Origin of the sequence: Robertmurraya mesotrionivorans (assembly GCF_050971805.1) — a bacterium.
In the GTDB taxonomy this organism is placed as follows: Bacteria; Bacillota; Bacilli; order Bacillales; family Cytobacillaceae; genus Robertmurraya_A.
Map to the genome: position 1 here is coordinate 41,937 of NZ_JBPCCH010000015.1, position 21,021 is coordinate 62,957.

Sequence of the window (21,021 nt, forward strand, 5' to 3'; positions counted from 1 at the left end):
AAAAGGAGTGATGCCTATTTACGTAAAAATCACTATTGTATAATAGAAGCAGGTTAATAAAATCACCTATAATTATGATAGTATTAGATTAAAAAATAGGGGGGGTATTATGACACCAGAACAAATTGTTAGAGAATTTTTTGAAGAAGTACGATCAGGTAATAATCCTGATTATTCAAATCAATTAATGGCAGAACAAGTATTAGCACATCAAATTGAATCTGAAGAAGAACAAACAGTGTTGAGGACACCTAAAGATTATGCTAAACACGTAAGAGAAATGATTGAAGCATATGGTAATTTTTCTTTAGAAATTCAAGAATTTTTAGTAGACGGAAATAAAGTATATGTACGATGGAAACAAAAAGGTACACACGTAGGAGAAATCGATGGCTACCAACCTACAGGACTCCCAGTAATACAAATGGCAAGTGCGGTGTATAGAATAGAAAATGGAAGAATTTCAGAGTATTGGATTCAGATTGATAGGTTAGGAATTCAAAAACAATTAGAGTTCAATAGAAATATTAAAATTGTTTAATTTTCAATGTAATTGTTAATAAACTCTTGTTAAACTAAAGGCGGCTTTAGTGAAATAAGGTTTAGGTATTCCTAATAAAGAAACTCGCCACTTATGGCGAGTTTTGCCTTTTATATACCAATAACGATGTCAGAACCACTAACATTTCGGCACTTATTTGTAGAAAAGCACCTCAAAACGGAACCCTTTATGTTTATCCCTGCAAGCTTTTATATTACACTAAAGACAACACAAATCACGTTCATGAGGTGTAATATGGGAAATGATCTTCTTGCAACCTTGATGGAAATTACAGAAGAAGAACAGATGATTCTCGAGCAAAGTAGTGAAATAAAGAAGGACCTTTATACGAATCAAACGTCTTTTATTATTGAAAGTGAAAAGTTCTTGAATCCAAACGAGATGATTATGCTTAGAAAGCATACACGATTTATTGATTTTCCCAAGCATCGGCACAATTATATCGAAATTAATTATGTGTTTCATGGTGAGTTAAAGCAGAAGGTTGGAACGGAGAATGTCCACTTAAAGCAGGGCGAGCTTTTATTTTTGAACCAACATATTGAACATGAGATTGAAGCTTGTGCAAAAGAGGATATTATCATTAATTTTATTATTCAGCCGAAATTCTTTGATTTTATATTTTCCTATTTATCCTCAACCAATTTAATGAGTAACTTCATTATAAACAGTCTTTATAATCACACTCAGAATGGACAATACTTATACTTTGCTGTTACACATGTGGAGGCTATTCAAGAGTTAATTAAGAAGATGATGGATGAAATCATGGAACCATCGTTATTTTCAGAGTCTACCTTGAAGCTTTATATGGGGCTTTTAATGATAGAGCTATTAAAGCACACGGATAAATTAAAGCAAAATGAACTAAGCACCGAACATCACTATATCCTTGTCGAGACGATGAAGTATATTGATGAGCATTATCAAAATGCTTCTCTTTATGAGTTAGCTGAGCAATTGAACCAGCCCCACTACGCAGTGAGTAAGCAAATCAAGCAAGCGACGAAGTATACTTTTAAGGAGCTTTTACAGGAAAAGAGACTTACGAAAGCAAGGGAGTTTCTAGAAAGAACCGAAATGCCCATTACAAAAATCATTGATGAAGTGGGCTACGATAATATGAGCTACTTCTACCGGATTTTTAAAAGCAAATACGGAAAAACTCCAAAGGACTATCGAGTGGAGCTGAAAGGCAGATGAACTTTGTGTTCAGCTGTTTTTTTTATTGGATTTTGGAGATTGAGGACAAAGGCCATAAAAGGTCGAGATAGCAAATAAACTTTGGTAATCGCAAATAAGGATGATGAATCGCAAATAAATTTCTGGGATCGCAAATAAATTTGTAGGATCGCAAATAATTTCCTAGAATCGCAAATAAAATCTGGGAATAGCAAATATATCCTAGAAATCGCAAATAAACACCGGAAAAATAGCTTGAAGGGTGACCATATTGTTCAAATTTGGTTTTATAGCCCTCTAGAGCAACAAAAAAGCACTGGCCGAATGTAATTTCGGCCAATTTTTTTATGTTTTTAATGAAAAATTGGCCTTTCTATTCATTTTAAGCTTATGCCTGTCGCCCCTGAACAAGCTGCCTCCGCTTTTCGTTGTCCAGCTCCAGTGCCCAGCGACTAGTGTACTTCGCTCTTTTCCCTACGATAAGTCAACATCGAATCGCTACGCTCTTCGTGTTTCCTTTATCTCAGTCAAAGCGCTCCAGTCCATACGTCGCTAAACGGGCCCTTCCGCTTTTCGTTGTCCAGCTCCAGCAGCTAGGGGCTCGGGTCATAAGCCAACTCGCTCCAGAAGGCAGGCCTTCCTGCGCGATTCGTCTTATGCCTGTCGCCCCTGACCAAGCTGCTTCCGCTTTTCGTTGTCCAGCTCCAGCAGCTAGCTCCTCGGGGTCATAAGCCAAAGCCCTACAGAGGTCAGGACCTCTTTCGGTCTTCGTCTTATGCCTGTCGGAGCTGACCAAGCTGCTTCCGCTTTTCCTTTTGCAAATAAGGTCAATAAATTAAATGAATCCCGTTATAGGATATTTCTCTGAATCTAGTATGATAGTAGTATCGTAAGCGGTTACACCAAAAGGAGCGTTGAGGATGAACAAGTACAGTATTGCTGTTGATATTGGTGCTTCAAGCGGAAGATTAATGTTAGGTCATAGAGAAAATGGACAATTACAGTTGCGTGAATTATATCGATTTGAAAATAAGATCGTGCAAAAAGGGAATAACTTTTGCTGGGAGATCGATCGACTGTTTGATGAAATCAAAACAGGATTAAAAAAGTGTAATGAACTAGGTATTACACCAGATAGCATCGGGATTGACACCTGGGCGGTTGATTTTGTCTTACTAGATGAAAATGACCAGCCACTAACGGAGGCTGTGTCCTACCGTGATCCACGGACGGATGGCATGATGGAAGAGGTATTTGAGCTCATCTCCAAGGAGCGACTTTACCTTGAAACAGGTATTCAATTTCAAAAGTTCAACACGATTTACCAGCTCTATTCTTTGAAAAAGAACTATCCTGACATCTTAGCGAAAGCAAAATCCTTTTTAATGGTACCGGATTATTTGAACTTTTTACTAACAGGGAAAAAATCAAACGAATATACAAATGCAACGTCCACACAGCTGGTCAATGCTTTTACGAAAAAATGGGACTACGAGCTGTTAGATATTTTAGGAATTAATAAGGACATGTTCCATGAGATTCAGCTGCCAAAGACTATTCTAGGGAACTTGAAGGAAGAGCTAGTATCAGAACTTGGCTTTGATATGAACGTCATTCTCCCTGCCACACATGATACCGGATCGGCGGTCATCTCTGTACCAGAAGAGGATAGTACCATTTATATTAGCTCAGGAACATGGTCGTTAATGGGGACGGAAAATCATTTCCCTATCTGTGTCACAAAAGCACTAGATTACAATTTTACAAATGAAGGCGGTATCGACTATCGCTTCCGTTTCTTGAAAAATATTATGGGGCTTTGGATGATTCAAGAGGTAAAGCGAAACTACGATCATGAATACTCCTTCGCTAGACTTGTAGAACTGGCGGAAGAGGCAGGAGACTTCCGTGCGATCGTAAACGTCAATGATGATCGATTCTTAAAGCCGGACAATATGGTGCAGGAAATTATGAACTATTTGCTAGAGACGGGACAAAGTGTTCCAAGTACACCAGGGGAAGTTGCAAAATGCGTGTATGATAGTTTAGCCGCAAGTTATAAAGAAACCATCGGAGAAATAGAAAGTATATTTGAAAAGTCATTTGATAAGATCAATGTCATCGGTGGTGGCTGTCAAAATGAAATGCTGAATCAGCTTGTCGCGGACGTAACCAATAAGGAAGTGCTGGCTGGTCCGATTGAAGCAACAGCCATTGGCAATATCGTTGCTCAATTGATGGCATTAGGAGAATTTACGGATTTACAGGAAGCACGTTCTGTCATCAAACAATCTTTTGAAGTGAAAAAATACGAACCTACTAAATCAGTAGCAAACTCATAATCGGAGAGGAAGAATATCATGACTATTAAGGAAAACTTTGAACTAGCTAAGCAAGCATACTCAAAATGGGGAATCGATGTAGAAGACGTATTACAAAAGCTAAAGTCAGTGCCTATTTCTATCCACTGCTGGCAAGGCGATGATGTGGGAGGATTTGAAGTCAATCCAAGTGAGCTATCTGGAGGAATTGATGTAACAGGAAACTACCCTGGAAAGGCAACGACACCTGAGCAATTACGTAGCGACCTAGAAAAAGCACTTTCTCTAATCCCAGGAAAACATCGTGTAAACCTTCATGCCATCTACGCAGAAACAAACGGCGAAGTAGTAGAACGTGATCAGCTAGAGCCGAAGCATTTTGAAAATTGGGTAGCTTGGGCGAAGGAACAAGGATTAGGGCTAGATTATAACCCAACCCTTTTCTCACATCCAAAAGCATCAGATGGATTAACCCTTTCACATCCAGATGAAGAGATCCGTGAGTTTTGGATTAATCACTGTATTGGTAGTAGAAAAATCGGGGAGTATTTCGGAAAAGAACTAGGAACACCAGCATTAACAAATATTTGGATTCCAGATGGCTATAAAGATATTCCGAGTGACAGATTGACTCCAAGACAACGCTTAAAGGACTCTTTAGATAAAATTTTCGCTGTACCCGTTGATGAGTCATACAATCTTGATGCGGTAGAAAGCAAGGTATTTGGAATTGGTTCTGAATCTTATGTGGTTGGTTCTCACGAATTCTACTTAGGCTATGCATTAAAGAACGATAAAATCTGCTTGCTTGATACAGGACACTATCATCCAACAGAAACGGTATCCAACAAAATTTCTTCGATGCTTTTATATAGTGACAAGGTAGCTCTTCACGTATCAAGACCTGTCCGCTGGGATAGTGACCATGTCGTGATTTTAGATGATGAACTAAAAGAAATTGCCCTTGAAATTGTTCGTAACGATGCACTGAATCGAGTGATTATCGGTCTTGATTTCTTTGATGCAAGTATCAACCGTGTAGCGGCTTGGACAATCGGTACAAGAAACATGGTGAAGGCACTATTATACGCAATGCTTGTGCCAAACGAAAAATTAAAACAGCTTCAAGAAGAAGGCAATTTTACAGAAAGATTGGCATTAATGGAGGAATTTAAAACCTATCCGTTTGGAGCAATTTGGGATTACTATTGTGAACAAATGGGTGTGCCTGTAAAAGAAGCTTGGTTAGAAGAAGTAAAGGCATACGAAAACGAAGTACTATCAAAAAGATAACAAAAAGATAAGTAGATCTTCCTTTGTGGGGGTCTACTATCTTTTTGTTTTTCAAAGAATATGCTATAATTCAACATGAAATTAACATAAAAATAAAAATAATCAAATATAAATCAACGTTCAATCGGGGAAGGGTGACCGTTCGTGCTTGTAGCTGAAAGGCAGAGGAAAATTGTTGATCTAGTCAATGAACGTTTAAGTATAAGAGTGTCCGAACTGAGCAAAATATTTTCAGTGACGGAAGAAACCATTCGAAGAGATCTTGAAAAATTAGAAAAGGATGGTTTGCTGGAAAGAAGTCATGGTGGTGCCGTAAGTATTGAAAAGGAAGACAATGAAGTTTCTTATTTGGAAAGAGAAATTACAAGAGCGGCTGAGAAGCGTGCCATCGCGTTAGAAGCGGTAAAAATGGTGGAGCCGGGGGACCAAATCGTTCTTGATGCGAGCACAACCGCTTGGTATATGGCCAAAGAGCTGCCAGACATGCCGTTAACGGTATTAACGAATTCGATTAAAGTGGCTTTAGAGCTAAGTAAAAAGGAACAAATCCGTGTCATCTCAACGGGTGGAAACCTTATGTCGATTTCTCTTTCGTATGTTGGTCCTCTAGCAGAACGTTCATTGAAAATGTACCATGTGAACAAAATGTTCTTTTCATGTAAGGCGATTCATCCAGATGGTGGACTTAGTGATACGAATGAATTGCAAGCGTTATTAAAAAAGGATATGATTCAGATTGCTGATAAAGTGATCTTAATGGCGGATTCAAGCAAGTTTGGAAAAAGAGCCTTCTCTCAAATAAACTCATTATCAGCAGTGCACAGCATTATTACCGATTCAAACATGGATGATCGGACAAGAGAGAGGCTTGAAGAAAAGGAAGTCAAATTAATATTTGTAAATATATAAGATGAAAACAGACCAAGATAGGTCTGTTTTTTATTATGGTAACAGAATTAAACAAAATACCTTTGTGTCCAAAATGTTAAAAATCAAAAATAAACAAAGATATTAACCTGTATTTTTGTTGATTGTATGAAGGTAGGGGAGTAAGATATTAGTATAGGAAGTATAAAGGAAAGGTGTTTTGAAAACCCTTTCGTATTTTTTGAAATTCATTTGTGAAAAAGTGAACAATTGTTGGAGGAGGAAGAAAAGATGAGCAATGCACGTGTGTATTATGTACCAAGCACAAACCTAATGGGCAGAGGCTGTTTAAAAGAACTGCCAGCACTTGTAAAAGAACTGGGTCAGAAAAAGGCATTAGTTGTCACGGATAAGTTCTTGAATCAATCAGGTTTAGCAGGAAAAGTCCTGGCGGAACTAGATACGATTGATCTAGAATATGTCATCTTTGACGATGTAAAACCCAATCCTACTGTCCAAAATGTGTATGAAGGGGTTGAAGTGTTTAAGGAAAATGCTTGTGACTTCATCGTATCTATTGGTGGAGGATCTCCTCAGGATGCTGCAAAGGCAATTGGACTTTATGTAACAAATGGAGGAGATTTACGAGACTATGAAGGTGTTGGAAAGACTAAGAACAAATCGGTTCCGATTGTTGCTGTCAACACTACCGCTGGTACATCCAGTGAATTTACCATTAACTATGTAATTACAGATACGGAACGAGAAGTGAAAATGGTTATGGTAGATAAAAACAGCTTAGTAACTATCTCAGTAAATGACCCAGAACTTATGGTTGATAAACCAGCTGATTTGACCGCTGCGACTGGGGTAGATGCACTAACCCACGCAATTGAAGCGATCGTGACTCCAGGTGCCTTCCCTGTTACAGATGCAACAGCATTAGCTGCTGTTGAAATCATCTTTAACTACTTGCCTCGTGCCGTAAAAGACGGTCATGATATTGAAGCTCGTGAACAAATGACATACGTGATGTTCTTAGCGGGTATTGCATTTAACAATGCAGGACTAGGCTTTGTCCATGCGATGGCGCATCAGCTTGGAGGCGTGTACGATCTTCCACACGGAGTATGTAACGCGATGCTTCTACCGATTGTTGAAAGAGAAAATGCGAAACGTGATCCGAAGAAATTCCGTTTAATTGCAAAAGCAGCAGGTATTCAAGTGGAAGGAAAAACAGATGAGCAATGCGCTGATGAAGTGATTGAAGCGATTAAAGCTCTTTGTAAGGAAGTAGGAATTCCAAGTACCCTTGCAGAGTTGGGTGTAACGGATGTGGATTTAGATAAACTAGCCACGAATGCATTAGCGGATGCTTGTGCACCGGGTAATCCATTCCAGCCAACAAAAGAAGAAGTGATTGAAATGTTTAAAGAGATTGCATCTCCTGTAGTAATGAGCTAATCTGGAATTAATAAATGTAATAATAAAGCAATAAGGTGCCCACATGGGAGAATAGGGAATGAAGTGAAAGTCTTCAGCGGTCCCACCACTGTAAAGGGGAGCTTCAAAGATATGCCACTGGATGAAAGGAATGTCCGGGAAGGCCTTTGAAGCCATGAACCAGAGCCAGGAGACCTGCCTTATTGCTATAAGAATACTAGATGATGGAAAAGTCTGTAGTTTATTCAGCTTGTCTGAATAAACTATGGGCTTTTTTTATTTTTAAAAATAAGGAGAGAGAAACATGGAATTATTACAACAGACGATTGAAAAAATTACGGGGCTTGACCAGGAGATGATGGATGCTGCAAGAGTGAGGGTGGACAACTTAATAAAGCCAGCGAGAAGTTTAGGGAGATTAGAAGATTTAGCTGTACAGCTCGTTGGGATTACTAGAAAACCCATTCCTAGTGTTGATCAAAAAGCAATCATTCTTATGTCGGCCGATCATGGAGTGTACGAGGAGGGAATCACTAATTTTCCTCAAGGAGTCACACTTGCTCAGACACTGAATTTTCCTAAGGGTTTAACCGGTGTTTGCGTAATTGGCAAAGTATCCGGAGCCAAGATTGTAACTGTTGATATAGGCGTGAACGGGGATATTCCAGCAGATGCCGGGGTTATTTTAAAAAAAATCAAATACGGTACCGATAATATAGCCAAAGGACCAGCGATGACAAGAGAAGAGGCCATTCGATCAATAGAGGTAGGAATTGAAATAGCCAATGAGGAAATCGCAAAGGGTGTGCAATTACTTGGAACCGGAGAAATGGGCATTTGTAATACCACTCCGAGCACGGCCATACTATCCGTCATTGGTGGCTTCAAACCAGAAGAAATTACCGGTAGAGGTGCAGGTGTTGGAGATGGAGGCATTAAGCACAAGATAGACGTTATTAAACAAGCAATAAAGGTGAATCAACCGAATCGTGAGGATGGAATTGATGTATTGGCAAAGGTAGGAGGACTTGAAATAGGTGGGATGGCAGGTGTCATGCTTGCGGCAGCGGCCAATAGAGTCCCTGTTGTTGTCGATGGGTATATATCAACGGCGGCAGCGGTCATCGCTGCAACACTTGAACCAAGGGTGAGAGAATACTTAATTCCATCTCATGCATCTGCGGAACCGGGAGGGAAAAGAGGAAGTGAACTTCTAGGGATAAAACCGATCATTCATATGGATTTGTGTTTAGGTGAAGGTTCAGGTGCAGCACTTGCTTTTCCAATCGTCGAGGCAGCATGTAGCATGATGAAACATATGCCCACCTTTGCGGAAGCAGGGATGACCATATAAAAGAAAAAACTCCAGCCTAGATGGGCTGGAGTTAAAGTGCATTTTTGATCACTTTTTTGTAATTAAGCACGGACAGAAATCCGAAGATGGAGTATAAGCCTGTGTATAGAATCATCACTAGTGCCATGGGCGTCCAAAGCTCAGCCCCGAAAAAGAACCAGCCTGATTGAACAGCAAAATAGCTATGGGAAAGACCAATGACTAAAGGAATTCCAAAATTGAATACTTGTTTCAGGCCGATCCCTTTTGTTAAGTCTCCTTGAGTAAAACCGAGCTTACGTAGGATGGTATAATTAGATTTCTCATCTTCGCTTTCGTCCATTTGCTTGAAGTAAAGAATACACCCGGATGTAATAAGAAAGGTAAGTCCAAGGAAACCAACGATGAACATCATGAGCCCCATGAGCATTTTTTGATCAGTGCTCAGTTCCAGCTGTGAATCATTCCCAACCTTTTCTCCTAAATGTAATTGATTAAAAAGATCACTCGCTTGTTGAATCGTCTCTTCTTTCTTCATCTCAATCCCGATAAAGACAGAAGAGTCCCTTTGTACCTCTGGATCTAAGTCTTGTTGAAGTTTAGAAAACAAGGTGTCATCAACAATCGCAACAGGCTGACCACCGTTTGTAAAATACCATGAAACAATAAACTCATCTCTTAACCCAATATAATCAAGAGGAATCGATTCGGATTTACTGTGTAATTCAATTTTTCCGGAGTCATCAAGAGCCATGAATTTGGATAGCATATCACTATATCCGGTAAACAACGTTTCTTTTGGAGACACATCCATTTCAGGAACAGATTTTTCACTAACGACTGGCATTTCCAACTTATTGAGTTCAATATTTAATCCTTCTGTTTCCATATCAATAATTGATTCCAGATTCGCATTGACCATCACTACATCGATAACCGTCTCGTTAAATGTTAGCCCTTCACTTTTTAGAGCATCTTTAAATGTTTGTGCATCTTCTTTGCTAACAAAGGCGAAATCATTAATCACATTATCTTCAGCTGTTTTCTCGGCTGAGTAATAAGAGATATAACTTAACGATAACAAACCGATGGCGAGTGCGGATACCGTTGTGACAATGGTTAATAGTAACGAATTCGACTTCATTCGAAACATGATAGAGGATAAGGAGAGAACTTCCCTTATATTTAAGTACCCATCCTTCTTTTTGCGAATTAGATTAAAGATAAAGCTTACCGATCCTTTGTAAAAGAAATAGGTTCCGATAATAACTGATGCTAAAATAACAATCATGGCAGTGAATAGCTCGGTCATTTCTGTAAAATCACCACTAAACAGCTTGGTGGAAACAAAATATCCAAAGGCAATGAGTGCAAAACCGGCAATCCCCATGAACATTTCCCATACAGACAGCTTTTGTACCTTTGCCTCTGCAGATGAGGTCACTCGAAATAAGGATAAAATCGTCTGTTTTCTTATAAAAAGAGCATTCATCCCAAGAATTAATAAGAAAATGAGCGTAAACACAATGAGTGTTTGAACAAATGCTTGGCTTGAAAAATGTAAGGTAGTGACGGCATTTACTCCTGTAATTTTTAGCAGGATCATCATGATTAATTTAGAAATTGAAAATCCTAGGAAAATACCAAGGCCTAGTGACAAAAAGTAGAGAAGAGCATTTTCCACTCCAAGAATGCGGAAAATCTTTCGTTTCGTCATGCCAATCAAATGAAAGAGTCCAATCTCTTTGCTGCGTCTTTTAATAAATATCATATTGGCATATACGAGAAAGACGGTAACAATCCCAACAAGAAGGACGGAAGCGGCTCGTATCGAAGCTCCGCCTTTAATACCCCCTTTTACGGTGTCCATAGCAGGGTCATATTGCAAGGTAACAAACGCAAAATAGAGAGAGACACTAAAAATCAAGGCAAATACATATAGATAATAGTTTTTTATATTCTTTTTAAAGGATCGAAGGATGAGTTGATTAATGGTCATCTTGCACCCCTCCTAATACTCCTTGTGTTTTCATAATATCTTGGAAAAAGGCTTGCCTTGTTTCTGAACCTCGGTTTAATTGGGTATAAATTTGACCGTCTCGAAGGAAGATTACTCTTGAGCAATAGCTAGCTGCTACAGGATCATGAGTAACCATCACAATGGTGGATTTTCGCTTTTGATTCAGTTGGCTAAGCTTATTTAATAAGTCGGACGCAGCCTTTGAATCGAGTGCACCCGTTGGCTCGTCAGCAAAGATCAGGCTCGGCTCATGAATGAACGCACGGGCAGCGGATGTTCGTTGTTTTTGCCCTCCGGAAATTTCATTGGGATATTTATTTTGAAGCTCAAGAATCCCTAGCTCATTGGCTACTTCCGTAAACTTTTGGTCGGCTTCCTTTTTTGGTGTTTTTGTAATGGATAAAGGAAGCAAAATGTTTTCTTTGACTGTCAGTGTATCTAATAGATTGTAATCCTGAAAAATAAATCCTAAGTTCTTTTGACGAAAAAGGGCGAGTTCTTTATCACGCATCTGTGTAATCTCTTTCCCTTCCACAAAAATAGAGCCTTGGCTAACATGGTCAATAGAGGAAAGCACATTTAACAGAGTGGTTTTTCCTGATCCAGAGGCTCCCATGATACTGACGAATTCTCCTTGTTCAATGAACATATTGATGCCTTTTAGTACCTCTTGTTTATTAAATTTATTTCCGTAGCTTTTGTGTAATTGTTTTGCTTCTAGAATATTCAATCTGATCCTCTCCTTCCTTCAATGACTTGATTATAAATGAGGATGGGAGCTCCCATCCTTCGATTCAGCTAACATTTGAAACAGGCATGTGACATCTTTGTCACATGCCTGTTATTTTGACGAACTCATTTCGATTAGGGAGGATGAGAGAAAAGGTTGTCCCGACTCCCAGTGTGGACTGAACAAATAGTTGAATGAACAGGGACTCGGCTGCTTTTTTAGCTAAATATAATCCCATTCCAGTGGCAGAGTGATCTTGATGGGTTGAAGTAGACGTAAACCCTTTTTCAAATATCCGTGTCATATCACGTGGATCAATCCCACGCCCGAAATCTTGTATTTCTATGACGATATGATCGTCTTTCTTTAAGCTTCTTATGTAAATGTCTGACTGGCTGCTGTATTTAACGGCATTGGTTAACAGTTGACGTAGGATAAAAGCGAGCCATTTCGCATCAGTAAGGATCTCTCGTTCTTGAAGAGTAACCTCTATGCCAATGCCTTTTTGGATACACCAAGATTGTAAGGTTTTGATTTCTGGAATAACCAGAGTGTGAAGATCTACTTTTTCTATAAAAAGGTCATTCTCAATAAAGTAAAGACGTTTCTGATGAAGCTGTTGGTCGAGTAATAAGTGAACTCGTAGCCACTCATGAGTGAGACTTGCCTTTGTTTTTTCATCGGGAATACGGTCAATAATGAGATGAATAGCTGTTAAAGGAGTCTTTACCTCATGAATCCAGGCCAACAACTGGTCTTTCTCATCCTCTAATGATAGTTGATGGTGATTGAACTGATTTTTTAGCAATTCGGTTTGTTTATAGACACTTTTTTCAATGATTTCCTCAAAGGGACTTTCTGCTTGTGGGATCTGAGACAAATCTAGGTTATTCTCCCATTCATCAAACCCTTTGAAAAAACGAGTCTCCTTTTGATATCTGATGAAAAGAAAGATCGAGAATAGGAGAAAGGATAAAAATACAATGTATAGAATGGGTTTAAGCGAGATCGCTGAATCGAGAAAAGCCACAAATACAATTAAGAGATGGATGAAGAAATAAAAGAGAATCCAACTACGGCGTTCCTTTACGAATTCTTTGATCATGAAAGAGATCCCTCTTCGATGGCTATATAACCCTGACCTACTTTGGTTTCTATATAGTGGCCAAGCTGTAACTCATCTAGTTTTTTTCGTAATCGATTGACATTGACCGTTAGTGTATTATCACTGACAAACCGTTCATCATCCCAAAGGCTTTTAATGATCGTCTCGCGGCTCACAATGGCGTTCTTTTTTTCGATTAATATTTTTAAAATGTACATTTCATTTTTCGTCAGCTCTATGGATCCGTTGTTGTTCGTTACTGTATTTTTCTCGTAATCCACTGTAGCACCGCACCATGATTTCAACTCGACTGTATGATTGCTATAGTTGTAGACTCTGCGAAGAATGGCCTGTATTTTCGCAATTAACACGTCAAAATGGAAGGGCTTTTGAACAAAATCGTCTGCTCCTAGTTGCATGCTCATCACCATATCTGTCGGATGATCACGTGAAGAGAGAAAGATGATCGGCACATTGGAATGGGCTCTGATCAGGCGGCACCAGTGAAAACCATCGTATTTTGGAAGTTGAATATCAATGATGACTAGATCAGGCTTTACCTTCGTAAACTCCTCAAGAACGAGGGCAAAGTCTTGGATACCGTGAACTTCATAAGACCACTGTGTCAGTCGGTCTTTTATTTCATGAAAAAGACTAGAATCATCTTCAATTAGAAGAATCTTAAACATACTTGTCACCAACTTTCCTCATCATTGTAACGAAACCTCAAACAAAAGAAAATTGTTTCTATGTAAAAAAATAACAAATAAAGAGTGTTCATATTAAGTGTCCACCCCACACGGACAAAACCACTAATTTTGTCCACGAAGGGTGTCAGACACCATAAAGTGTAGTAGTATATAACGGTATATTATTTGTTCAGGTGCGTGATACATAAATGGGCTTCTCTCTTGATATGAAAACGATATTTGTTATTTTGGTTACGGGTCATGTTTTTACTGTGTTTTTAATTAGTGCTTATTGGCGGGACCATCGAACAGATAAGACGGTTACTACTTTTTTCTTCGCGAAATGTGTTCAGGCCCTTGCCTGGACATTATTAACTTTACGGGGTGGCATTTCGGATGTGTTTACCATCTCGGTTGCCAACACTTTATTGTTTTTAGGGACTTCGTTTGAAATGATTGCGATTCTAAGACTCTTGAACGTGTTAACAAAACGTATAAAAATAGCGTATTTAATTATGACCTTCATAAACATACTTGCTTTTCATTTAGCTATTCTATTTTTTAATATAGAAAGCAACCGGATTGCCATTGCTTCATTTGGCTCCGCTATGCTTATGATTCTACCTGTCTATTATTTAGTATATAAGCGTAAACCCTCTCGATTAAGAAGGATATTAGGTTTGTTTTATTTGTTTTTAGCTTTGGCCTTGTGTGGTAGAGGGATCGTTACGCTAATCTCTACATATACATGGAGCTTTTTTACGCCGGGATTTTTCCAAACTCTTTCTTTCATAGGACTTTATCTTGTGATGCTAATTGGAAACACAGGATTTATCCTCATATTAAAAGAACAAGCGGACCAAGAGCTTATTCGATTAGCCAGTTATGATGACTTAACAGGAGCGTTGAATCGAAGAGTATTTTTTTCAGAAGCGAAAAGGTGCTTATTGGCCTGTTCTAAGAATAAGAAACCCATATCTCTTATTTTGTTTGATATTGATTATTTTAAGAAGATTAATGATAAATATGGACATGATGTAGGAGATCATGTGCTGCGTGAATTGAGCAAGAAGATTCGGGAGTATATCAGCAAAGAGCATTATTTTAGTCGTTTTGGTGGCGACGAATTTGCGATTCTTCTACCAGAAACAGATGAGGAACAATCCATGAAGTTAGCACGGGAAATTTGTAAAGGGATAGAGAGGGAGTCTTTGACTGACTGGGAGCTTTCATACACGGTTAGTATGGGTATACTAACCATTATCCCTACCGAAGAGACAGAACTAGAAACGATGTATGTTGCCTGTGATCAAGCTCTCTATGAGGCAAAAAGAAATGGAAGAAATGGTGTCAGTCGAGGCTTTTTATCTACAGAAGGGTTTGAAGATAACAGGCTTAGTCAAATGTATTAATCAAAATATAGAAAAGGGGAATGTTTGTCCACCCCACGCGGACAAAACAGGCAAAAGTGTCCACGAAGGGTGACAGACACCCATTTTTATTTAAGGGTTTCTTTTGCGGCGCGTTCTCCTGATTCAATGGCACCCTCCATGTAAAGGCGCCATTCATTAGCCGTTTCAGTCCCAGCCCAATGAATAGGTCCAACCGGGTACGTTAAAGCAGTCCCATATTCAGAGATCACTCCGGTCGCAAAATGGGCAGCGTAGCCTCCTCTTGCCCAAGAATCCTCTGCCCAATCCTTTTCATAAACACTGATGGGCTCAAGTGCTTTGCTTCCGAATAAATGGGCAATACAAGCTATAATCTCTTTCCTGCGTGCTTCTTTTGTCAATCGACCCAAACTTCTTGCATATTTTCCCCCGATCAATGCGGTTAGAACTCCATGAGGCTGACCTGGAGTGGTGCTATCCATCGTAGCTCGAATCGGTCCGCAATCGTAGTAAGAGCTGCCAGATAATCCATCTTCTCTCCAAAAGGGCGTGTTATATACGATGACTGATTTTATGATCGATCCTTGACCAACCCGCTGACAAAGCTGTTCTCGAAGTGCAGGCAGTGGGGGATTGTATTGTATTTTTGCGCTGAAAGCAGGAGGGATTGCAACGATGACTTTTTTGCTAGTCCAACACTCGGAGTCGGTGTGGACGGTTGCACCGCTGCCTCTCCACTCAATTTTTCTTACAGGCTGGTTTAAGTAGATATGATCCTGCATAATCTTAGCCATTCGTAGAGGTAAGGTTTGAGCCCCGTTCGTTATCCACATATCTTCAGCAGTCAAAATCTGATCCATTCCACCGGCGGATTGGATGAACCAAAGGATGTCTAAGAAGGAAAATTCGCTAAGCTCAAGGGAGGAAAGCTCTTCACAGAAGATACGAAAGAATGCCTTTCCATATTTTGAGAACATTTGTCTTTCAATCCAGCTGTCCATGGTTAGCGCATCATATTCTCTCATTAAAGATGAATGAAATAATCCTTCTTTCTTGATAAGCTTCGTTAATTGATGGATTTTCTTTCTGGTTAGAAATAAATCTAGCATTCCTTGTGGTGAAACAGGTGGGGGATTTTTTGAACTAAGCATGCGTTTGTTATGTAAATCATATATGATTTTTCCCTGTTTGTATGAAGGGATGGTCTTTATATTGAAAAGTTTCAATAAGGACTGTATACGAGGCTGGAAAGGAGAAATCCATTGGGCACCAAGGTCAATCGTAGATTCTTGATGGGTAATCGTTAATATTCTTCCCCCTATACGGTTTTGGGCTTCTAAAATAGCAAAGCTTTTTCCGTGCTTCCTTAACTCCCATCCAGCAGCAAGACCAGATAGCCCAGCTCCAACAATTACTACGTCTACATGATTTAGCACGATGAGTGCCTCCCGTAAAAGATTTAGCTGCTGAAAATAAAAGATTTAGGCATCGTTAATGTATTTTCCCTCTGTTCCTAAAGAAACATGTACATTTTAATGAATATGTGGTCAAATGAAATGTACTTTACATATTGGCTTAATAAAAAGAATACGTTCGGAAAAATTAGTATTGTAAAGAATTTTTGAAAAGAGGCTGTATGATGGATTTTACAGATTTCACCTTAAGTGAAGAAATATTGAGTACTTTAGCGAGCTTACAATATCAACAACCAACTGAAGTTCAAAGAAAGGTCATTCCACTTGTCTTAGAGGAGCGCGATGTGGTCGTAAAGTCACGTACAGGAAGTGGAAAAACAGCATCCTTCGCCATTCCGATTTGTGAAATGATCGATTGGGCAGAAAATAAACCGCAAGCTCTAGTACTTACCCCTACTCGAGAGTTAGCTGTACAGATCAAAGAAGATTTTATAAATATCGGCCGGTTAAAACGAATCAATGCAGTAGAAGTATACGGAAAGCAATCCTTTATGTATCAAAAAACGAAACTCAAGCAAAAGACTCATGTGGTTGTAGGGACACCAGGTCGACTGCTTGATCATATTCAAAAAGGCACACTTCTACTCGATCAACTTCGCTTCCTTGTCATTGATGAGGCTGATGAAATGCTAAATATGGGCTTTATCGAGCAAGTAGAGGCAATTATAGAGAAGGTTCCAGACAAAAGAATCACGATGCTCTTTTCAGCCACTCTTCCTGATACCGTAAAAAAGCTAGCCCAAAACTATTTACACTCTCCTGTCGAGGTTGAGATTGAACCTTCAAGTACTTCAGTAGGATTAATCGAGCATTCATTATTCTGGGTGGAGGAAAATGAAAAGCTTCAATTATTGCAAAACGTAACGATTATTGAAAACCCGGATAGCTGTATCATTTTTTGCCGGACAAAAGACCGTGTAGATATGGTTGTCGATCATTTAACGGAGCTTGGATATGATTGCGATAAAATACATGGTGGAATGATTCAGGAAGATCGTCTAGATGTGATGAGTGAATTTAAACGAGGAGAGTTTCGTTACCTGATCGCAACCGATGTGGCAGCCCGTGGGATTGATATCGAAAATATTTCACTCGTAGTGAACTTTGATATCCCATATGAAAAAGAGAGCTATGTGCATCGTACAGGAAGAACCGGCCGGGCGGGCTTGAAAGGAAAGGCTACTACTTTTGTGACAGATAGAGAAAAACGATTGTTAGAAGAGATAGAACAATTAATTGGTTTTTCTATTCCACAGAAGGAGAAACCTGCTTCGGGGCAGGTGGAGAGATCACGACCTGCCTTTGAAGAGAAGATTAGTTCCGACCCAGTTATCAAGCAACTAAAAAGCGAGCAGCTAAATAAGGATATCACCAAACTCTATTTTAATGGCGGGAAGAAAAAGAAGCTGCGCGCCGTTGATTTTGTAGGAACCATTTCTAAAATTGATGGTGTATCTGCAGAGGATATTGGAATTATCACGATTCTTGACACGGTCTCTTATGTAGAAATCCTAAATGGAAAAGGGTCACTCGTGTTGTCCGAAATGAAACATACAACGGTAAAAGGAAAACAATTAAAGGTTCATGTGGCAAGAAGATAAGAAGCACTTCCTAGAGGTGCTTTTTTATTTGGAAAAAAGAACAAAACCCATTGACAGAAAATTACTCTTACTTTAATATTATCATTATCAATAATGATAATAAAACAAGGGGGACTTACTATGATAAGCAATGCAACGATCTTGAGCATGGTCGCAGTTATCATATTTTCCATTCTTCTATTTGTAAGTGCCATTCTTTTTACAAAAAAACAGGTAGGAATCTCACTCAAGCCGTTATTAATAGGTAGCATTGGGTTTGTTATTATTACTCAAGTATTAGAGAAACTTCTTCATGTTGTCGTCATAACAAGTTTTCCAAACTATGCTGAACATCCATGGTTATTTGGATTATATGGCGGTTTCGCTGCAGGAATTTTTGAGGAAATGGGACGCTATATCCTTTTTATTTGGCTGTTAAAAAAGTATCAGGATTACAAGGGTGGTCTATCCTTTGGGGTAGGCTGGGGTGGCATTGAAGCAGTAGTAATTGCTCTTTCAACGGTTGTACCATTTCTTATCTTTGCAACCATGATCAATGCAGGTACATTTGATTCATCTATCGGAGCTAGTCTTCCAAGTGATCAGGCAGCAACCATTAAAGAAACATTATTAAATCAGGGAGTTTCTCACTACTTATGGGCAATACCAGAACGCTTCTTTGCCCTCATTATGCAAATCGCTTTCACCTTACTTGTATTAGTTGCTGTTATCAAAAAGAAATTCCAATACGTATTGCTCGCTATAGTCGCTCATGCGGCGATTGATTTTCCTTTAGCTTTCTACCAAACTGGATACATTAAGAGCTTATGGATCATTGAGTTGTACATTGCCTTAATCGGAGTTCTATCTTTCTTTATAATAAAAAGATTAAGAAAATTGTTGATTGGGTAAAAATACCTGAGGCAAAAGTCTGTTTTAATAAAGTATAATAAAAGAAAAACTGTAAAAGGCAAACTTCTCCGAAAGGGAAGGACGCAAAGCCGTGAGCCTAATCGCATGTCATGCGAATGGTCGTCAGGTTGCCAGGTCTCATTTTGTGAGCCTCGGCTTGCAGAATGGGGGAACGTGAAATGAAAAAGCTCGTTGTATCAATGATAATTGTTTTGCTTTTTTCAATTGGAGGCTTTGGATCAAAAATGAGTGCTTCTACTGTAGATCGCTCCACATGGCTTTGGAATCCGTGGGAAATTGTGAGTAATGAAACAGGAACCTTAAGCTTTCTTGAACAAAAGCAAATCAACAAAGTCTATGTACAAATTGATCGAGATATCCCAATGAATGTATACCGTAGCTTTATTACGAAGGCATCAGTAAAAGGGATAAAAGTATATGCTCTAGACGGAGCACCAAGCTGGGTAGCTCCAAAAGGATATCGAAATCAAGATGCGTTAATGAATTGGTTAAAAACCTATCAAGCAGGGTCAACCGCTTCTCAAAAATTTACGGGTATTCATTTAGATGTAGAGCCCTACTTATATAGTGGTTGGAATACGAATAGAGCGGCAACTGTTAAAAGTTATCAAGAACTGATAACAAAAGCGAATACCTCTGCTGCAGGATTAAAACTACCTCTTGAAGCGGACCTGCCATTTTGGTTTGATGAAGTTTCTTATAACAATACGTATGGTAAAGGAAATCTAGCAGAGTGGGTCATTACAAAAACGAATAGTGTAACGATTATGGCATACCGTGATACAGCTCCTGCCATCATTGAAATTGTGAAAAATGAAGTAGCCTTTGCTGGGAAACATAATAAGGCATTAGTAATCGGTGTAGAAACAGGTGCAACAGACGAAGGAGATATGATTTCCTTTTTTGAAGAAGGAGAAGCATACATGAACGAGCAGCTTGCTTCTGTTGCCTCCCATTACGGAACAACCCTTGGATATAAGGGGATTGCTATCCACCATGTGGGAAGCTGGAAGACAATGAAACCATAAAGAACTATGAAAGCACTCAATCAAAGAGTGCTTTTTTGTTCATATTCATCCCTTTTTCTTGTCTAAAAAACATCATATACTTTGTTTAAAGATTGGAAACAGGGAGGGCGCTGTTTATGAACCTGAAACATTTACAATATTTTCGTGTGCTAGCCAAAACACAGCATTATACAAAAGCAGCAGCTCAGCTATATATCACACAACCAAGTCTTAGTCAGGCAATAGGCGAGCTTGAAAAAGAATTAAGTATAAAGTTATTTGAAAAGGTTGGTCGAAATATAAAGCTGACAAAGTACGGCCAATATTTTTTAACCTATGTGGAAAACGGATTAGAGGAGCTTGAAAAGGGTGAAAGGAATCTTCAAAAGCTCACCAATGCCAATACGGGTATCATTGACTTAGCATTCATTTTCTCCTTAGGCGCCGATTTTGTCCCATCGATTATTCAGTCCTTTATGGAAGCGAATGAGGGCGGGCAAGTGACGTTTTCGTGCATTCAAGGAACGACACAGAGTATCATCCAAGGCTTAAAGGAAGAAAATTATGACCTAGCTTTTTGTACGTATGCGGAACATGAACCAGAGATTGATTTTATTCCATTATTGAAAAGAGATATTGTGTTAATCACCCATAAAGATCACCCATTAGCATCAAAAGCTTCAGTGGAATTAAAGGATATTGCTGAGGAAAAATTCGTTTGTTTTAACAAGAAAAGTCTATTTCGTCCCGTAATCGATCAATTGTTTACAGATGCGGGGATCACTCCATATATTTCTTGTGAAGTAGCAGAAGATACAGCATTAGTGGGCTTAGTGGCAGCAAAACAAGGAGTGGGAATCCTTCCAAGATCCTCAACTCTAGACCTGTTTGATATTAAAGTACTACCTTTTCAGGAGCCACTTCCAGAACAGATTATCTACATGGCGAGTGTGAAAAATCGTTACCTATCGCCTGTAGTAGAGAAGTTTAAAGGTTTTATAGAAAGAAATTCGCTTAACTAAAGAGTCTTTTTTTGTCATTTTTCATAGGGTAAGCCTATAGATCTCGCAAAAAAACCGATTGGTATTTA

18 protein-coding genes and 2 riboswitches are annotated in these 21,021 nt (G+C 39.0%); of the genes, 12 read left to right on the forward strand and 6 right to left on the reverse strand.

The features are described 5' to 3' along the window. The first annotated feature begins 109 nt into the window (after positions 1-109). Positions 110-541, forward strand: a complete 432-nt coding sequence (locus ACRX5O_RS18935; RefSeq protein WP_433907385.1) for an ester cyclase — start codon at positions 110-112, stop codon at positions 539-541. A 255-nt stretch (positions 542-796) separates the two neighbouring features. After that, a complete protein-coding gene (locus ACRX5O_RS18940; RefSeq protein ID WP_433907386.1) occupies positions 797-1,765 on the forward strand; it encodes an AraC family transcriptional regulator in 969 nt (322 codons plus the stop codon). Positions 1,766-2,267: 502 nt separating this feature from the next. Here ACRX5O_RS18940 and ACRX5O_RS18945 read toward each other — a convergent pair. Then, complete coding sequence (locus ACRX5O_RS18945) at positions 2,268-2,480, reverse strand: hypothetical protein (RefSeq protein WP_433907387.1); 213 nt, start codon at positions 2,478-2,480, stop codon at positions 2,268-2,270. Between the two features lie 184 nt (positions 2,481-2,664). On the opposite strand from ACRX5O_RS18945, the gene rhaB reads away from it, so the two are divergent. The 5 genes from rhaB to cobT all read left to right on the forward strand — a co-directional run bounded on the left by rhaB (position 2,665) and on the right by cobT (position 9,022). Further along, entirely contained in the window at positions 2,665-4,086 is a 1,422-nt protein-coding gene (gene rhaB / locus ACRX5O_RS18950) for a rhamnulokinase (RefSeq protein WP_433907388.1), read from the forward strand. Positions 4,087-4,104: 18 nt separating this feature from the next. Continuing rightward, positions 4,105-5,358 (forward strand): L-rhamnose isomerase, encoded by a 1,254-nt coding sequence (rhaA, locus tag ACRX5O_RS18955; RefSeq protein ID WP_433907389.1) that lies wholly within the window; start codon positions 4,105-4,107, stop codon positions 5,356-5,358. A gap of 144 nt (positions 5,359-5,502) precedes the next feature. Next, positions 5,503-6,267 (forward strand): DeoR/GlpR family DNA-binding transcription regulator, encoded by a 765-nt coding sequence (locus ACRX5O_RS18960; protein WP_433907390.1) that lies wholly within the window; start codon positions 5,503-5,505, stop codon positions 6,265-6,267. Between the two features lie 249 nt (positions 6,268-6,516). Continuing rightward, positions 6,517-7,689, forward strand: a complete 1,173-nt coding sequence (locus ACRX5O_RS18965; RefSeq protein ID WP_433907391.1) for an iron-containing alcohol dehydrogenase — start codon at positions 6,517-6,519, stop codon at positions 7,687-7,689. 16 nt (positions 7,690-7,705) lie between these two features. Beyond that, positions 7,706-7,885: riboswitch (cobalamin riboswitch) on the forward strand. Positions 7,886-7,972: 87 nt separating this feature from the next. Then, positions 7,973-9,022, forward strand: a complete 1,050-nt coding sequence (gene cobT / locus ACRX5O_RS18970) for a nicotinate-nucleotide--dimethylbenzimidazole phosphoribosyltransferase (RefSeq protein WP_433907392.1) — start codon at positions 7,973-7,975, stop codon at positions 9,020-9,022. Between the two features lie 31 nt (positions 9,023-9,053). Here the strand turns inward: cobT and ACRX5O_RS18975 are convergent, their stop codons facing one another. From ACRX5O_RS18975 to ACRX5O_RS18990, 4 genes are all read right to left on the reverse strand, one after another. After that, entirely contained in the window at positions 9,054-11,000 is a 1,947-nt protein-coding gene (locus ACRX5O_RS18975) for an FtsX-like permease family protein (RefSeq protein ID WP_433907393.1), read from the reverse strand. Beyond that, the gene (locus ACRX5O_RS18980; RefSeq protein ID WP_433907394.1) at positions 10,990-11,751 is read right to left on the reverse strand and encodes an ABC transporter ATP-binding protein; all 762 of its coding nucleotides are present in this window, start codon (positions 11,749-11,751) and stop codon (positions 10,990-10,992) included. Before ACRX5O_RS18980 ends, ACRX5O_RS18975 begins: the two co-directional genes overlap by 11 nt. 100 nt (positions 11,752-11,851) lie before the next feature. Beyond that, positions 11,852-12,856, reverse strand: a complete 1,005-nt coding sequence (locus ACRX5O_RS18985; RefSeq protein ID WP_433907395.1) for a sensor histidine kinase — start codon at positions 12,854-12,856, stop codon at positions 11,852-11,854. Then, positions 12,853-13,545, reverse strand: a complete 693-nt coding sequence (locus tag ACRX5O_RS18990; RefSeq protein WP_433907425.1) for a response regulator transcription factor — start codon at positions 13,543-13,545, stop codon at positions 12,853-12,855. The genes ACRX5O_RS18985 and ACRX5O_RS18990 overlap by 4 nt, the downstream gene beginning before the upstream one ends. 209 nt (positions 13,546-13,754) lie before the next feature. Here ACRX5O_RS18990 and ACRX5O_RS18995 point away from each other — a divergent pair, with 209 nt between their 5' ends. Continuing rightward, positions 13,755-14,957: a GGDEF domain-containing protein gene (locus ACRX5O_RS18995; protein ID WP_433907396.1), complete on the forward strand. Its 1,203-nt coding sequence runs from the start codon at positions 13,755-13,757 to the stop codon at positions 14,955-14,957. An 86-nt stretch (positions 14,958-15,043) separates the two neighbouring features. On the opposite strand, the gene ACRX5O_RS19000 is transcribed toward ACRX5O_RS18995, so the two are convergent. Beyond that, a complete protein-coding gene (locus tag ACRX5O_RS19000; protein ID WP_433907397.1) occupies positions 15,044-16,372 on the reverse strand; it encodes a flavin monoamine oxidase family protein in 1,329 nt (442 codons plus the stop codon). 200 nt (positions 16,373-16,572) lie between these two features. Here ACRX5O_RS19000 and ACRX5O_RS19005 point away from each other — a divergent pair, with 200 nt between their 5' ends. The 4 genes from ACRX5O_RS19005 (at position 16,573) to ACRX5O_RS19020 (ending at position 20,953) form a co-directional block, all read left to right on the forward strand. Further along, on the forward strand, positions 16,573-18,012 hold the full coding sequence (locus tag ACRX5O_RS19005) for a DEAD/DEAH box helicase (RefSeq protein WP_433907398.1): 1,440 nt from the start codon (positions 16,573-16,575) through the stop codon (positions 18,010-18,012). 120 nt (positions 18,013-18,132) lie between these two features. After that, positions 18,133-18,903: a YhfC family intramembrane metalloprotease gene (locus ACRX5O_RS19010; RefSeq protein ID WP_433907399.1), complete on the forward strand. Its 771-nt coding sequence runs from the start codon at positions 18,133-18,135 to the stop codon at positions 18,901-18,903. Positions 18,904-18,950: 47 nt separating this feature from the next. After that, positions 18,951-19,039, forward strand: a riboswitch (cyclic di-GMP riboswitch). 43 nt (positions 19,040-19,082) lie between these two features. Next, on the forward strand, positions 19,083-19,952 hold the full coding sequence (locus tag ACRX5O_RS19015) for an amidase (RefSeq protein WP_433907400.1): 870 nt from the start codon (positions 19,083-19,085) through the stop codon (positions 19,950-19,952). Between the two features lie 116 nt (positions 19,953-20,068). Next, the gene (locus ACRX5O_RS19020) at positions 20,069-20,953 is read left to right on the forward strand and encodes a LysR family transcriptional regulator (protein WP_433907401.1); all 885 of its coding nucleotides are present in this window, start codon (positions 20,069-20,071) and stop codon (positions 20,951-20,953) included. Positions 20,954-21,021 lie beyond the last annotated feature (68 nt).

Excerpts from the sequence above, each read along its gene's own strand:
- ACRX5O_RS18940 (WP_433907386.1), top strand. The coding sequence starts at position 797 with ATGGGAAATGATCTTCTTGCAACCTTGATGGAAATTACAGAAGAAGAA.
- rhaB (WP_433907388.1), top strand. The coding sequence starts at position 2,665 with ATGAACAAGTACAGTATTGCTGTTGATATTGGTGCTTCAAGCGGAAGA.
- ACRX5O_RS19005 (WP_433907398.1), top strand. The coding sequence starts at position 16,573 with ATGATGGATTTTACAGATTTCACCTTAAGTGAAGAAATATTGAGTACT.
- ACRX5O_RS18965 (WP_433907391.1), top strand. The coding sequence starts at position 6,517 with ATGAGCAATGCACGTGTGTATTATGTACCAAGCACAAACCTAATGGGC.
- ACRX5O_RS18990 (WP_433907425.1), bottom strand. The coding sequence starts at position 13,545 with ATGTTTAAGATTCTTCTAATTGAAGATGATTCTAGTCTTTTTCATGAA.
- ACRX5O_RS19010 (WP_433907399.1), top strand. The coding sequence starts at position 18,133 with ATGATAAGCAATGCAACGATCTTGAGCATGGTCGCAGTTATCATATTT.
- ACRX5O_RS18975 (WP_433907393.1), bottom strand. The coding sequence starts at position 11,000 with ATGACCATTAATCAACTCATCCTTCGATCCTTTAAAAAGAATATAAAA.
- rhaA (WP_433907389.1), top strand. The coding sequence starts at position 4,105 with ATGACTATTAAGGAAAACTTTGAACTAGCTAAGCAAGCATACTCAAAA.
- ACRX5O_RS18985 (WP_433907395.1), bottom strand. The coding sequence starts at position 12,856 with ATGATCAAAGAATTCGTAAAGGAACGCCGTAGTTGGATTCTCTTTTAT.
- ACRX5O_RS18995 (WP_433907396.1), top strand. The coding sequence starts at position 13,755 with ATGGGCTTCTCTCTTGATATGAAAACGATATTTGTTATTTTGGTTACG.
- ACRX5O_RS18935 (WP_433907385.1), top strand. The coding sequence starts at position 110 with ATGACACCAGAACAAATTGTTAGAGAATTTTTTGAAGAAGTACGATCA.
- ACRX5O_RS19020 (WP_433907401.1), top strand. The coding sequence starts at position 20,069 with ATGAACCTGAAACATTTACAATATTTTCGTGTGCTAGCCAAAACACAG.
- cobT (WP_433907392.1), top strand. The coding sequence starts at position 7,973 with ATGGAATTATTACAACAGACGATTGAAAAAATTACGGGGCTTGACCAG.
- ACRX5O_RS19015 (WP_433907400.1), top strand. The coding sequence starts at position 19,083 with ATGAAAAAGCTCGTTGTATCAATGATAATTGTTTTGCTTTTTTCAATT.